Source organism: Actinomadura sp. KC06 (assembly GCF_004348735.1).
GTDB lineage: Bacteria > Actinomycetota > Actinomycetes > Streptosporangiales > Streptosporangiaceae > Spirillospora.
This window is the reverse complement of the sequence record NZ_SMKT01000042.1, coordinates 1-14,389: the sequence shown is the minus strand read 5'-3', so window position 1 is coordinate 14,389 and position 14,389 is coordinate 1. Positions and strand designations below refer to the sequence as shown.

The 14,389-nt window shown below is 68.3% G+C and carries 13 protein-coding genes; 4 read left to right on the top strand and 9 right to left on the bottom strand.

Annotated elements, in window-relative coordinates:
- Positions 1-437: 437 nt before the first annotated feature.
- Complete coding sequence (locus E1287_RS15885) at positions 438-2,024, bottom strand: amidohydrolase family protein (RefSeq protein ID WP_131965715.1); 1,587 nt, start codon at positions 2,022-2,024, stop codon at positions 438-440.
- 191 nt (positions 2,025-2,215) lie between these two features.
- Here E1287_RS15885 and E1287_RS15880 point away from each other — a divergent pair, with 191 nt between their 5' ends.
- On the top strand, positions 2,216-2,671 hold the full coding sequence (locus E1287_RS15880) for a MarR family transcriptional regulator (RefSeq protein ID WP_207934242.1): 456 nt from the start codon (positions 2,216-2,218) through the stop codon (positions 2,669-2,671).
- A 61-nt stretch (positions 2,672-2,732) separates the two neighbouring features.
- Positions 2,733-2,909, top strand: a complete 177-nt coding sequence (locus tag E1287_RS43730) for a hypothetical protein (RefSeq protein ID WP_165969022.1) — start codon at positions 2,733-2,735, stop codon at positions 2,907-2,909.
- A 3-nt stretch (positions 2,910-2,912) separates the two neighbouring features.
- On the opposite strand, the gene E1287_RS15875 is transcribed toward E1287_RS43730, so the two are convergent.
- From E1287_RS15875 to E1287_RS44760, 6 genes are read right to left on the bottom strand one after another with little or no spacing between them, the layout of a single operon-like run.
- On the bottom strand, positions 2,913-4,058 hold the full coding sequence (locus tag E1287_RS15875) for a hypothetical protein (RefSeq protein WP_131965714.1): 1,146 nt from the start codon (positions 4,056-4,058) through the stop codon (positions 2,913-2,915).
- Between the two features lie 17 nt (positions 4,059-4,075).
- Positions 4,076-6,091, bottom strand: a complete 2,016-nt coding sequence (locus tag E1287_RS46335; RefSeq protein ID WP_165969021.1) for a geranylgeranyl reductase family protein — start codon at positions 6,089-6,091, stop codon at positions 4,076-4,078.
- 19 nt (positions 6,092-6,110) lie between these two features.
- Positions 6,111-6,695 (bottom strand): twin-arginine translocation signal domain-containing protein, encoded by a 585-nt coding sequence (locus tag E1287_RS15865; protein WP_131965712.1) that lies wholly within the window; start codon positions 6,693-6,695, stop codon positions 6,111-6,113.
- Positions 6,696-6,716: 21 nt separating this feature from the next.
- Positions 6,717-7,718, bottom strand: coding sequence for a polyprenyl synthetase family protein (locus E1287_RS15860; protein WP_131965711.1), 1,002 nt, complete (start codon positions 7,716-7,718; stop codon positions 6,717-6,719).
- A gap of 9 nt (positions 7,719-7,727) precedes the next feature.
- On the bottom strand, positions 7,728-8,135 hold the full coding sequence (locus E1287_RS15855) for a hypothetical protein (protein WP_131965710.1): 408 nt from the start codon (positions 8,133-8,135) through the stop codon (positions 7,728-7,730).
- 52 nt (positions 8,136-8,187) lie between these two features.
- Complete coding sequence (locus tag E1287_RS44760; RefSeq protein ID WP_207934241.1) at positions 8,188-9,690, bottom strand: hypothetical protein; 1,503 nt, start codon at positions 9,688-9,690, stop codon at positions 8,188-8,190.
- Positions 9,691-10,153: 463 nt separating this feature from the next.
- Here E1287_RS44760 and E1287_RS15845 point away from each other — a divergent pair, with 463 nt between their 5' ends.
- Together E1287_RS15845 and E1287_RS15840 are read left to right on the top strand one after the other, a co-directional pair.
- Entirely contained in the window at positions 10,154-11,746 is a 1,593-nt protein-coding gene (locus tag E1287_RS15845) for a PKD domain-containing protein (protein WP_131965709.1), read from the top strand.
- A 19-nt stretch (positions 11,747-11,765) separates the two neighbouring features.
- Positions 11,766-12,527 carry a hypothetical protein gene (locus E1287_RS15840; protein WP_131965708.1) on the top strand — a complete coding sequence of 254 codons (762 nt, stop codon included), beginning with the start codon at positions 11,766-11,768 and terminating at the stop codon, positions 12,525-12,527.
- On the opposite strand, the gene E1287_RS15835 is transcribed toward E1287_RS15840, so the two are convergent.
- Entirely contained in the window at positions 12,524-13,429 is a 906-nt protein-coding gene (locus tag E1287_RS15835; RefSeq protein WP_131965707.1) for a hypothetical protein, read from the bottom strand. The genes E1287_RS15840 and E1287_RS15835 overlap by 4 nt on opposite strands.
- Positions 13,430-13,939: 510 nt before the next feature.
- Entirely contained in the window at positions 13,940-14,281 is a 342-nt protein-coding gene (locus E1287_RS15830) for a hypothetical protein (protein WP_131965706.1), read from the bottom strand.
- Positions 14,282-14,389 lie beyond the last annotated feature (108 nt).

Sequence of the window (14,389 nt, the reverse complement as noted above, 5' to 3'; positions counted from 1 at the left end):
AGAAGCGTGTCACCACGGGCAAACGGCGATGGATGTGGATCGGTTTGTGGTCGCACCGGCCCAACGCCGGTTCATCCTTCGTGGTCTCCACAATCCTCTGCCACACTGGATCAGCGAGTACGCCGAGCCTGGCGGGGGCCGAACGGAGCTCCGCCTTATCGGCCTCGGACGCCAAGCTGGAGGTCGAGCCGTTCGCGCCGCCGGGGCCGGTGACGCGCTCATCAGCCCGCAGATCACCATCCGGATGCTGCGCCGCCTCGCCCATCCCCCGACGGCCGCGCCCCACCACCTCGCGTCCGGCACCGTCAAGAACCATCTGCCCGCCACCCAGCGCAGGCTGTCCGTTCCGCAACCGTGTGGCATCGCACCTGGGCCTGGGACAACGTCCATCCCACTCACGAGCCCTGACCGGGACGCCATCTGTACCATCCAGACCTTTAGCTGTATGCGAAAAGGTCCTGCCGTATGCCTGCCGCCTTGAAGAGGTAGTCGCGTGACGCTTCGAGTTCGCGTCGCAGACGGCCGAGGTCGGCGTCGAGCAGGCGCCCCCGCCACTTGCGGACCTTGCCGGCGACGATCACCGTCTCGACGTTCGTGCGGTCCATCAGCGTGACGACCGCTCCGGGCACGCTGTTGAGCGGGGCCACGTTGAGCGCGGTGGCGTCGAGCACGACGATGTCGGCCTCCTTGCCGGGCGTGAGCGTGCCCGTCTTACCGGCGAGCCCGAGGTGTTTCGCGCCGTTGACGGTCCCGTAGCGCAGCACGTCGCGGACGGTGAGGAGCGCCGGCGTGCCCTCGGCCGGCGTGGGCCAGTTGTTGGGCGGCACGGGGTCGCCCTGGTCCAGGACGATCTGGTTGACGACCATGCGCTGCATGATCATGGCGGAGCGCATCAGCGTGAACGCGTCCGCGGCCATCGTCGTCTCCACGTCGGAGCTCAGCGAGGGCTCCATGCCGAGCTCCTGCATCTTGAGGATCGGCGGGGTGCCGTGCCGCATGACCATCTCGATCGGGAAGGCGAGCGAGACCTGCGCGCCGGCGTCCCGGAACCGTTTCCAGACCCGGTCGGACATCCCGGTCATGTGAATGAACAGGTTGTCCGGCCCCACCCGGACCCCGGCGGTCCCCCGGGCGAGGTCCTCGAAGACCGGCAGCATCCCCCACGACCCGACCGAGTGCGCCGCGATCTTGATGTCCAGCTCGCGGGCGATCGCCCAGGACCGGGTGTACACATCCCTGCCGAGGTGGAGTTCGCCGCCCATGACCATGCTCACCAGCTGGTCGTCCGAGGAGAACCAGCGGTCCCTGATGCGGTGGGCGTCTTCCGGATACCGGGCTGTGGCGCGGCCGTCACCCTCGAAATAGCCGAACGCGGCGCGTCGCCCGGTGTCGATCAGCGCCTGGATCGCCGCGTCCGTGTGCTCCGGGGAGTGGTGGATCTGCGATACGTCCAGCACCGTGGTGACGCCCGCGTCAAGCTGGGAAAGTCCTGCGAAAAGGTCATTGATGTACACGTCCTGCGGCCGGTATACCAGCCGGAACCCCTCGAGAATGTGCTTGTCGTAGTTCGGGTTCGCGCTCGGTGAGCCTGAGCGGTCGTCGAGGAGCAGGCCATTGGCGAGGAACGCGCGCTCGGCCGTCTCGAACAAATGGTGATGCGTGTCGACGAAACCCGGCATGACGATGCGGCCGCGTGCGTCGATCACGTCCGCGCCGGAGGCCCGGATGTCGTGCCCGACCGCGACGATCTTCTTGCCTTCGACCAGAACGTCGGCGACCTCGAAGTCGCCCACCTTCGGGTCCATCGACATCACCGCCCCGCCCCGGAGGACGTAGCGGCGTCCGCGGGCGCCGCTGTCCCTCGGCGGTGCCTGGTCACGGTCCTGCGCGGTGGCCGGAGAGGCCGCGAGCAGGCCCGCGCCGCCCGCCGCCGTGGCCACTGTCGAGGTCTTGAGGAAACTGCGACGTCCAAATCGCGGAGCGACATTCTTGCGCCGCTCGTCTTCGTTCTGCCCGCTGGACACGTTCCTCCTCCTTCGGAAAAGGCCATTCGAAACGCGGTGATCGCAGGTGTTCGAGGGCGCGCACCGCCGCCCGCCATGGCGTAGGAGACGGAACCGACCGCCCCGGCGCCCCCTCGACCAGTGAGTTGATGTGTCAACTAGACAGTACATGATCGAGTTGACGTGTCAACTCCTGGTTTTAGGATGTCCCCATGGCACATCTTGGATTGACCGAACGCGAGCTCCGCGCATGGCGGACGTCCTTCCGGATGGTGGAGCTGCTGCGGGCGCGCCTTGAACAGCAGCTCCAGGCGACCAGCGGCCTGTCCAACGCCGACTACACCGTGCTGGCCCTGCTGTCCGAATCTCCCGACAGGCGGATGCGCCTCTACGAGCTGTGCCTGGTAGCCGGTTGGGAGAAGAGCCGCATGCACCACCAGCTCACCCGGATGAGCCGGCGGAACCTGATCGCCCGCGAGCGGTGCGGCTCGCGCGGCGTCCATGTCGTGCTCACCGCAGAAGGGCTCGACGCGCTGAGAAAGGCCGTTCCCCGCCACGGCCAAGAAGTCCGGCGCCTGTTCGTCGACCGCCTCACCCCCGAAGAGCTCGACCAGTTCGCCGACCTCTCCGCCAAGATCCTCCACAACCTGGAAACGAACGAGCCGTGAGCCGAGACAGAGAAGGCCACCGAGCGGAAGGCGGGGGTGGCGGGAGATCCAGGTCGCGACCTTGATGCGCCTCGTCCAGGGCCTGGCGGGCGTCGCCGTCGCCGTCGCGGGTGCCGTCGGCGGCATGGCCTCGGGCCTTGTCGCCACCGCCGCCGGCTTCCCTCTGCTGACGCTCTGCGGCGCCATCCTGAGCCTGGTCATGGTGCCGGTGGTCGCCGCCGCAGTGCGCCGATGCTGATTGTCAGGCGAAGGTGGCCCATACGGCGCCGTCTGTGCCTCTTACATAGATCTCGCCTGACAGGCCCGCCGGGTTTCCGGTGAGGAAGATCTGCGGTGTCGGGCGGGCGGTCGTCTTGCCGCCCAGGTCCTCCCATGCGGACAGCTGGTTGTTATCCGGCCTGTACGTTCTCAACAGGAGGTTCGTGCTCGGGCCGAGGGCGAGGAAAGCCACCTCGAAATAGAAGATCTCCCGGGGATAGACGACGGGCTGGCCTCTGGTGTCGCCGCCGATGGACATCCACGGCCGCCACGCCGTGTCGACGAATGGACGGTACCTGACGGTGTTGTCCGTGCCGCGGGCGACGACGTCTATACGGTTCTCGGCGTTGGCGAACGACGGTGGGGAGGCGTGGGGGACGGACACCGATGGCGCGGACGCCAATGTCTGGCCGAGAGAGACCCACGCGGGTTCGGGGGCGAAAAGGGGAAAATGCATGAGCTGGTTGCCGGTGCCTCTCGCGAACACGCCGCTGCCCACCTTCGACGTCCAGCCGACGTCGATATCGGACGTCACCGTGCCGCCGAGGGAACCCCACACCTGCCACTGGCGCTCGTACTGGGCGATGATCCATACCGCGTTGTCGGTGCCGCGGGCGAAGATGATGGCGTCGCCGTTGGCGAAGTGCCTGATGACCGGCGCCCCCTGGATGCTCAGGTCCCCGACCTTCTCCCACGGTCCACCGGCCGCGTGTGCCTTGAACCAGACGTATCCGTCGGTGCCGCGGGCGGCCAGGTCGAGCTTCTCGCTATCGAAATAGGAGTCGACGGCGACCGCCGATGAGATCTGGCCACCGAGATTCTCCCAGGGGCCCCATTTGTCGTTGGTGCTGAAACGGTGATGCACACCGTTGTCGGTGCCTCGTACGAAAATGCTTCGCCCGGCGGGTTGCCGCATCACGGTGGAGACAGGGCCGACGATCTGCCCGCCGAGCGACCAGAAGGTGCTCCGCTTCGGGCGCGCCGGCATGGTCGGACGGTTCGGTGCGTTGCTGAGCTTTGGCTGTTCCTTCTTCATTCTGTCGAGAAGCGTCTGTGTGGGGGACGGAGGTTCAGCGCTCGCGGTGCCCGGCGTGAGGTATGCCGTGGCGGCCATCAGCGCCGTGGCCATCGCCAGCAGTCTTCGGTTCATCGTTCTTCCTTTGGTGGAGGGGGGCTCGTGAATGCGGGTGGTCTCGCGGTCGTGAGCAGGTGCCGGACGATCTCGTGCAGGGAATGCCGGGCCGGTCCTGGAGAAAGCGGGCCGAGGGCCGCCAGGGCGGCGCGGCCGAATTCCTCGATGTGCGCATAGGTCTGCCGGAGTTCGTCACTTTCGCCGAGGCCCCGGCGGTCACGGGCGCCCGAGAGATGAGGGCGGACGTCCTCTCTGAGCTGGAGCAGGGATCCCAGGTTGCGGCCGTACGCCCGTAACGCGTCCACCGTCTGGACGGTGGAGCCGGTGGCCATCGCGCCCAGTTCGCAGGCGCCCGCGGTCAAGGGAGCCGCTTCAGCCGGGCCCGCCGCCGTGGAGCGGCCCACCTGGAGCGCGCGCATCCGGTGCCGGCACGCTTCCTCCAGGATCTCCGCCAGCCGGAACGTCAGGTCCGGGCTTTCTCCGACACAGAGCTCCAGGGCGCGCGTCAGGAGCAGATCGCCGGCCAGGATCGCGAACTTGGTCCCCCAGTTCGGTGCGTTCCGGCGGGATTCGGTACCGACGCCGGCCTGGGCCAGCGCCGCGATGTTCGCGAGGTCGGTGGCGGCCGCGAGTGGCGCGAGCCTCCGCCGGCCGGCGTTTCCGAACTGGGCGGCGAGGAGCGCGAGCAGTGCCGGGCGGAGCGCGAAAGTGCGGCCGGCCGGATCGAGCGACTGGAGGCGTACCAGGAACGGCCATTCCCTGCGGACGGTATCGGCGAGGATCTCGTCCACTTCGAAGAGCTGTGGTGCCAGGCGCAGCCGATCGTCCAGGCACGCCCCGACATCCTCGAAGAGCGAGGCCGTTCCGAATCCCATCATGTGATCCGGGGCCAGCGCCGCGTGCCGGACCAGCGCGAAGATGGGCTTCTCGGAATCGAAGGTGTCCTGCAGTACGTTCCAGGCGAGCCGGTGCCGGGACGCGGCGAAGCGGCCGGTCTCCGCGTAGCCGCTGAACCGGCGGCTCAGCAGCCCGGCGTACCCGGACAGATCCTCCACCCGGCCCGCCCGGAGACGATCGTCGATGACTCCAGCGGCGATCTTTCCGGATTCGAGGGCGAAGCTGATCCCTTCTCCCGTGCCCGGGTTGACCAGGCCCGCGGCCTCTCCCACCAGCACGATGCCCGGCGCCCAGCATCGCCGGGGATCGAAGTCGACGCGCAGCGGGGCGGCCCGCGGCGGATTCGTCCGGCGGGCGTCCGTGAATCCCGGAAAGGACGTACGGAGTTCGCCGACGAATCGCCTGAACAGGTCATCGAGACGCACGTCGGATCGCCGTTCGAGCAACCCGACGCCGACGTTCGCGACGCGGCCGCCCACGGGGAACATCCAGCCGTACGCGGGAAGGACCCCGCCATTCGGCGAGCCGACGAGCGGCATGAAGAGGCGTAGCGAATCGTCCAGGTCGTCGACGCCCGTGAAATAGGCCCGGAGCGCCCGGCCGAGGGAGGTCCGCGACGTTCCCGCCAGACCCGCCTGGCGCGCGATCCGGGATAACGCGCCGTCTGCGGCCACGACCACGCGGGCCCGCATTGTTCCGGGGCCGCGTGGGCCGGTGAACTCGATCCCGGTGACCACGCCCTCCGTTTTCACCAGTCGGCGGACGTCGGCCCGCTCATATAACCGTGCTCCCGCACGGACGGCCCTGCGCACAATGGCGGCGTCGAGCACGGCGCGGGTCACGACGAGGCCGAACCGTCCGTCGCGCGCTCCGGTCCCGTAACGGAATTCGCGGGTTCTTCGCGAACCCGCCGGGCCCATGGAGACTCTCAATGCGCCGATTTCCCGCGCGGCCGAAAGGTCTTCCGTCACGCCCATCTCCTCCAGCAGCCCGACCCCGGCCCGGGTGACCGCGTCTCCGCAGCTCTTGTCGCGGGGGAAGGCGGCGCGCTCCAGCAGCGCCACGGTGCGTCCGCTGCGGGCGAGGTGGTACGCGGCGGCGGCCCCGGCCGGACCGGCTCCCACGACCGCCACGTCGACGGCCCTCACCGCGTCAGCGGGCGACCGCGGCGCAGGAGGCCCCGGTCGTGCGGGCCGCGCCGGGAGTGCGGCCCGGGCCGCGCTGCGCGGGCAGCGCCCGGATGGCCCGCGCATGCAGGCGCCCGGCCGCCGGACCCCGATCTCGATCATGAAATCCGTGCACTCCGGCCACGGCGAGCGCGATCGCCGGGGTGAGCCGCCCCTCCATCGGCCCGGCGAGCCGATCGGCCAGCGTCGAGATCCTGATCCGGAGCGGCTGCGCGGCGAACGCGCCGGGATGAAGGCCCGCCTCGACGGCGTCGAGCACGCCGTCCATCTCCTGTCGCTCGGCCGCGCTCGCACGGTCGTAACGCGCGGCCAGTCTGCGTGTGGCCGCGTCGGCGATGCCCGCGGCCTGCGCGGGGTGCGAGAGGTTCGCGACCACCTCGACCAAGGCACGGTAGGCGCGCTGCCGTTCACCGCTCAGGGCGGCGGGCGGGCGCGGGTCCGCGGTGGCCGTATCGGGCAGGCCGAACGCCACCGTGCCGCCCGCGACGGTCATTCCGGCGGTCGCCATGAAGCCTCTGCGCGTCGCCCGGCGGCCCCGCGAAACATCCATTGTCCACACCTTTCTGGCCCATCAATAACGACGCACGACGATATAGTTCGCTAACAGGATCAATGACTCCCTGGCCGGGCCGTCGGGGACCATTTTCAGGTGCTCGACCGCCTGAGCGGAGTACTCGTTCGCGGCATGGAGCGCCGCGGCGACCGCACCGGTGCTCACGATCTCGCGGCACGCTTCGCGGATTTCGGCCTCGGTGAGGTCCTGACGTTCCAGAACCCCTCTGATCTCCCGCGACCTAGGGCCTCGTTCCAGTGCGAGCAGTACCGGCAAGCCGTAGACGCCCTCGCGCAGATCGGTTCCCGGATGCTTTCCGAAGGACGCCGCCTCGGCCGTGAGATCCAGCGTGTCGTCCACGATCTGGAAGGCCATGCCGACCGCTCGTCCATAGAGTCCGGCAGCGTCGATGACGGCCTGACCGGCGCCGCCGAGATATGCCCCGATCCGGCACGGCAGCTCGAACAGCGAGGCGGTCTTCCGCGCCGCTATGCGGGTGTACGAATCCAGCCGGTGATCGAGGTTGAACGTGTTCTCGGCCTCCTGCAACTGCCCCAGAGCGAGGGCCACCGCGCTCTGGCTCGCCCAGCGGGCGAGTTCTTCGTCCATGCGAGCCAGCAATTTCATCGCTCGCGCGAAGATGAAGGTGCCCGCCGTGACCGCCGCCGCCTCTCCCCAGAGGGCGTTGGCGGTGAGCGCGTCGCGTCTCGTCCGGGCCCGATCCATCACGTCGTCGTGATAAAGCGCGGCCACGTGAAGCAGTTCCACCGCTGCGGCCGCGAGCAGCAGTTCCCTTTCGTCGCCGGTATCGCGGGATGGCCCCAGCCCCGCCGCGACGAACAGAAGTGCCGGACGCAGCCGTTTGCCACCACGCCGGATCAGACGGGAGGTCACGTCCGCGAGCCACGGGTCTTCGCAACGCAGCGCCTCGTCCAGCGCGCTCTCCAGCCCGGCCAGCCGTTCTCGTGCCGCCGGGTGGCGCAGCCAGCCGAATTCGCCCGCCGCGTTCGTCGAGTTCACCGGCGGTCCTCAGGTGCGGCCGTCGGCCGGATTGGCGGTGAACGGACCGCTCACCTGGAACTTGAGCGGCACACCGCCGATCGACTGAGGCCGCTCGGGCAGATCCGCGGAGGCGACCACGAAAACGAGGATCCCGTAGATCCGCCAGCCCTTTCCGTCGGCGGCCCGGTCGTTCACGACGCTGCCGACGCCCATCCCGGTGACGCCCGGGTATTGACGCCGGATATCGTGCTGATATCGCGCGAGCGCCTTGCTCGCGGTCGCGAAGTCCACGCCTTGCGTCATCGATGTGGAGGGCGTGCCGGCCGGGGTTCTGGCCGCCGACCCGGAAGTCGCGGGACGACCCGTGTCCCCGGCGTCGTCGCCGCATCCGGCCAGCGTGCCGGCGAGCAGCAGGCCGCAGCCGCACACGAGCACGTCGGTGATCTCGCTGCGTCGCCGCGTCCGCGCCCGCCCTCGCGGGGCCTGCTCAGCGATGCGGGTCGACCAGGGATCCGGTGTCGTCAACGATCCTCCGTAGCCTGTCGTAGAGCTCCTGATCATCGAGCATCGTGATCAGCTCGCGGGCCGTCTTGCCGCGCAACGAGAACCCGATGTCGCGGATCTCCTTGGCGGCCTCCTGCTCCTTCGGCGTGAGGTATTTGTGAAGGCTCGCCAGCGCCGATTCCGCGTCCAGCAGATGCTGGTCGGTGACGACGAGGTCGCTGCGGTCGGGGTCCGCCGCCGCCAGTTTCAGCTCGGTGCCGTAAGTGGCGTACAGCGCCTGAGCCAGCGCCCGATCCTGTGGCGGGACCTGGGCCTCGCGGGCGCGCCGCAGCGCGCTTTCCTGGTTCTCGTACATGAGGTCGATGAGCCAGCGGCCGATCAACGAGGTCGACAGATACCTGTCGCGCACATGGCGGATCGACACCCATTCCTGGGTGAACGGAATGCCCGTCAGGTCTTCGCCGGCGCCGAGGAACGGGCAGAGCACCAGGCACTCCGGTTTGGTGATGACGCCGGTTCCACCACGGCAGACGACCGAACCCGAGTCGCCACCGCATGCCATCGGGGTGGTGATGATCTGGCCGTCGAACGCGGCGATCCGGCCGTCCCCGTAGTTGACCTCCAGGATGCCGTTGATGGCCAGCACCCGGCCCGTCGTGTATTCGGTGGTGCGCCCGGTCTTCTGAACGGGCGCGCCCGGCGGGACGACATCGGCGGCCGTCACCGCGGAGCGCGCCTGCGGACCGGCCGTCATCTCCACGCGCAGCCGGCTCGCGACATCGTTGATGGGATTGAGAACGGTGTGTGAGGCGCCTCCCGCGAACAGCAGCCCGATGGCCGGCTGGTCCCTGCTCGGCGAGGTCATGGCGCCTTTGACGTCGTCGGAGATGTCGCAGTCGATCCGGACATCGGCGACCGCGCAGTCGACGCGGTTGACGCTGGACCCGAAGGAGATCGGGACCCATCGGGTAAGCGTGCCGACCGCGTTTCCGGGCTGGACATGGGCGTCCGCCGGTCCCGGCTGGTAAATGAAGTCGCCCGCCTTGGCATTGTTGCTGTTGGCGAGCACATGATTGTTGGACAGGATGGACAGCCTCCCGTTCACGTCATTGTCGCGGACGAGGCAGCCCAGGGTTCCGGCGCTGATATGCGCGTGCCCGATGCTGATACCGGCGATGGCCGGACGTTCCCGTCCGGTGAACTCGTAGGCGTAGAAACGTCCCGACTCGACGACGTCCGTTCTGACTTCCTGTCCGCGGACCTCCACCGTCCGGGGAACGACGCGATCCGGGGCCAGTTCCCGTTCGGGGAGTTTCCGCGCGACATAGACGACGCAGGCGGGCTCGTCGAGGCGTTCACCGCCGCGGACCGGCGGTCCGAATGCGATACCGACCACGTTGGGGTCGTCCCGGTATCTCGCCCAGAGCCGTTGCTTCGCCTCTTCGACGTACGGCTCCGCTTCCCGCCACTCGTCCGGACTCGCCATCCCTTCACTCCTCATTTCCGGAAGGTGAGCGCAGCATCGGCCGCCGCCATCGAAGAGTCAAGGACGCCGCCGCCCGCCCGGAGGAATCGTTCCAACGGCTGGGCCTGGGCGGCCCCCGGATATCGGACCGCTCTATCGGGCACTACGGCCGCGCGCCGAACCGGCGTCCCCTCCACAAAAAAGTGATCATCTGGCCGGATGACCTCCGGGTCGTACCGCGGGTAGCCGCCCGCGCACCGGATCGGCCGAGCAAGATCAGTTGTGGACGATCCAAAAGCGGTAATGGCGGGTATTCCGGGCGCGACGGCGGGCGACCGGCGACGCCTTTTCCTGATCGAATCTCAGGCCGGAAACGGTCACGATATTCGCCCGGCATTGACGGCCGTGTAGCGGCCGGGTATCTGTGATCAGGACATCGTCCCGTAATGCGCAGACCCGAAAACTGCTACGTCCGTAGGGAGTCATGAGCCGAAGACGACATACGGTCATCCTGGCGCTCGCCATCGCGCTCCCGGTGGTCCTGCTCGCGACGCCCGTTTCCGCGAACGGCGACCCGGCATTCTCGGTCGAGGCGCCGGGCCGATGGGTGGCCTTGGGGGACTCGTACCAGGCGGGCACCGGAACCGGCGACTACTATCCGGACAGCGGAGAGTGCCGCAGATCTCCCGCGTCCCATCCAAAGCTCATCGACACGGACGGCACGTTGCGCGCCGGCGGCCAAAAGGTGCCGTTCACGTTCGTGGCCTGCGACGGCGCGACGACCGATGCCCTCTACGCCGGAATGAAAGGGGAGCCTCCGCAGGTCAACGCGCTGACGTCGGAGGTCTCCCATGTGACGCTCGGCATCGGAGGCAACGATCTCGGGTTCTCCTCGCTGCTCGAGGAATGCCTCATGGGCTATGTGCGTTTCCAGGGCCCCTGCGACGCCCGGCTCGACGCGAAAGCGCAGGCGGCGTTCGACCGGCTCACGCGACGCGACCAACCCGGAAATCTCAACCGGGTCGAGTGGATCCTGAGCGACATACGCGCACGCGCCCCGGCCGCGAAGCTGTTCCTCCTCACCTATCCGAGGTTCTTCTCCATCAATGGCGGGAAGGACGGCACCAGCAGGACATGGCTCCCCTGGAAGGACAGGTGCAACTACATTCTCGTGAGCGACCAGCTCTGGATCAACAACTGGATCCGCCGGCTCGACAACTACCTCGTCGCCGCCGCGGTCGCCGACCATCGAGCGACCCCGGTCGACATCTATCAGCTTTCTGAAGGCCGTGAGATCTGCCCCGACGGCGACGTGCCTCTCGATGAACGGTACGTCCACGGACTCGTGGGAAGTATCCTCCCTCCCAACACGGGGGTGAAGCCCGAGTCGTTCCACCCCAAGAAGTGGGGATACCAGACCACGGCCGAACGTCTCAAAGAGGACCTTTGCGCGCCGAGCGCCCCGTCGCACATGGGGGGCGACACCACGCCCCTCCGCATGACCCGGGACATCACCGTCTCCCCAGGCCAGACCGTTCGAATACCGGTCACGATGGCCGGTGGTCCCGGCGTCGGAATCTCCACGTCCTGGAAGCAGGGAAATGTGGAAACACGGCTTCGCGACCCTGACGGCCGCCTCTGGGACCGCCGTGGGCTGCGCGGACGAGTGGTGCGAACACCGGACGGGATAAGCCAGGAAGACGGCTATGTACCCGGGCCGCGGGCTGGCGGCTGGACGATCGAACTGCATGGAGCCGCCGCCAACCGCGCCCCGATGACGGTCCGTCTCGCGGCCACGGAAATCGCCAAGCGGAATGTCCCGCCGACCGCTCGCATGACCCTGCGGCGCAATGGCGACAAGGGCAACGAGTTCGTCTTCGACGCGTCACGATCCGCCGACAGCGACGGGCGCATCAAGACCTATCTTTGGGAACTGGGCGACGGTACGCTCCTCAGAGGGAAACGGCTGACCCACACCTTCGCCGAACGAGGGACCTACACCGTGACGCTGACCACGATCGACGACCGCGGCGAATTGGACATCGTCACCTCGCGGCCCATCACGGTCGGGCGTTGAACCGCGAGCGGACGAGACGGTGACGGCCGCGGAGACCCCCAGGCGGAAGATCGACCGGCTGGCGGGCGCGGCGCTGATCGCGGTCGTCGTCGGCGGCTGCGTCATCCCCTTCGGGCTGACCGACGACACCACCCAGCGGGTCGCGGTCCACCACACCGTCCTCGGCCTGTCCAGCGCCGTCGTCGCGGCCGGCGCGGCGCTGCTGGTCGCAGACCGCCAGCGGCACGCGGCGCTGGCCGTCATGCCGCTGGCCGTCGCGCCCGCCCTGGTCACCGTCAGCGACGCCCAGGTGGCGCCGTTCCTGATCTGGCTGATCACGTTCCCGATCGCCCTCGGCGCGGCGATCTACGCCACGGCCGCGGACCGCACCCTGAAGCTCGACCCGATCGCCGCCATGTCGCTCGCCGTCATCGAAGTGGGCATCGGCTACCAGTTCCAGGGCATGCTCGACGCCTCGCCGTACTTCCGGTCGGCGGACGAGCAGCTCGGCGCCGACGGCCGCCGCACGGTCTATCTGGCCTGTCTGGCGATCGCCGCCGCGGCGGGCCTGCTGCTGGCCGATGGCAAACGCGGCCCGGCGCTCGCCGTCCTCCCGCTCGCGGTGTTCCCGGCGACGATGGTCGCCATTGACTACACGAGCCTGAAATTCGGTGACCTCCTCGGATTCGCCGCCTATTTCTCCCTCCCACTGGCCTTGGGTGCGGGCATTTACGCGCTCTTCTCACGCCGCCGCCGGGGCGGGCGCCGAACCTTCGGCGCCCGCCCGCGCCCTCCGGATTAGAGGTACCAGTACCAGGCCGCGCCGTTGGTGCCCCTGGCGAAGATATTGAATCCGGCGGGATAGGCCAGCGGCGTGGGTCGGGTGGAGATCGCGCCTTCCAGATCGAGCCATGTGGTCGAGGTGCCCCGGTCCGGATACCAGGCGCGCGTCCAGAGGCGGTTGTTGGGACTGCGCACCAGGAAATCCACGTCGAGAATGCCGAGGGTGTAACCGAAATCCACTACCGGCTGATCGGACGTGTTGCCCTCTCTCGACATCCACGGCCCCCAGGCTCCGGCCGAGAGCGCACGATGCCAGACGGCATTGTCGGTGCCGCGCACCGCGACGTCTATTCGCTCGTTGCTCGGCGTGGCCAGCGATGGGGCCGACGCGAGAACATGGCCAAGCGGAGTCCACGCCGGCTCCTGCGCGGACAGCGGGTAGTACATGAGCTGGTCGTTCGCTCCGCGGCCGAATACCCCCGCGACACCGGCGGTCCAGGCGACGTCGAGATCCGACCTCAGATCTCCGCCAAGCCGGACCCAGAGGCCCCATACCCCTTTGTCCTGGTAGATCGTCCAGGCCGCATTGTCCGCCCCGCGCGCGAATATGATGGCGTCGCCGCCGGCGAAATGCCTGACCACGGGCGTCCCCTGGATATCGAGATCGCCGAGCTTGTGCCAGGCTCCGCCGAGGCCGTGGGCCTTGTGCCAGACCTTCCCATCGGCACCGCGGACGGCCAGGTCGAGCCGGTCGCCGTCGAACTGGGGGTCGACACCGATCGCCGAGGTCGTCTGGCCGCCGACGTTCTCCCATGGATCCCACACCAGGTACGGCTTGCCGTGCCTGGTGTACACGGCATTGTTCGTGCCTCTAGCGAAAATGTTGCGCTCACCGGTACCGTTCCGCGCGGTGGCGGACACGTGCCCCACGATGTTCCCACCGAGCGACGCCCAAGTGCCCCGCTGCCTACGCGACGGGGGAGCCGCATTCGAAGCCGCGGCTCCTGGGACGCTCGGCCGCGCCTCTCTCAACTTCGCGCGTAATTGCTCGCCTGGAGGGTCACCGACCGCTACCCCCGAGGCCACCCCCTTCCCTGCCACGAGCGACGACAGCATCAACGCCACCGCCACGACAACCGGCCTGATCCCCGCCGCATGCGCCATTACAACTCCCTTGACAGTGAATAAGCGTCAAGATCAAGCATCCATCGATGATCGGCAACACACAAGGGCCTATTTTGGGGCCCTACATGCGCTCACTTACGGCGATGCGAACAACGTGTGAGCGCGGCTCGACGCTGTGTCGAGGCACGCTCACGGCTGTGGTGCCCGGTGCGGCAGCTCTTGTGGGGAGCCATTGCGGTCCCGGGCCGGCGTGTTGGAAGCCGCCTTTTCGGTGTCAGCTGTTAAGGAGATCGAGCAGTTGGCTGATCACGCCCCTGGTGCGTTCCATGACGCCGTTGGCGTACGTCTTGGCGGCGAAATCGATTCCCTGAAACCGCGCCCTTCGGCCTGTTTCAGCGACCTCATCTCCGCCTCACCGATGGCGGGCAGCCCACCATGGGCAGCGTGGGAGTGCGCCGATCCCCGCACCGTGGCCGGGTTCGACCATGAGGTGAGCCACCCGGTCGACTTGGCGGTCCCCTTCTCGCCGCGCACCAGCACGCCGCCGACCCGCGGGGAGACGGCGTTGAGCAGCAGCGCCAGCTTCAGATCGTCGAGGCCGACGACGGCGGTGAACGGATAGGCGTTGTTCAGGCGGCCGCCGTCCATCAGGACGTGGGGGCCGGAGCCGAGGGCGGATTCACGGTGGTACCTCCGTTAGGGAATCTTGCGCGTCCCGGAAAGATGAGGTCGCGGCGGTCCGAGTGACCTGGCTCC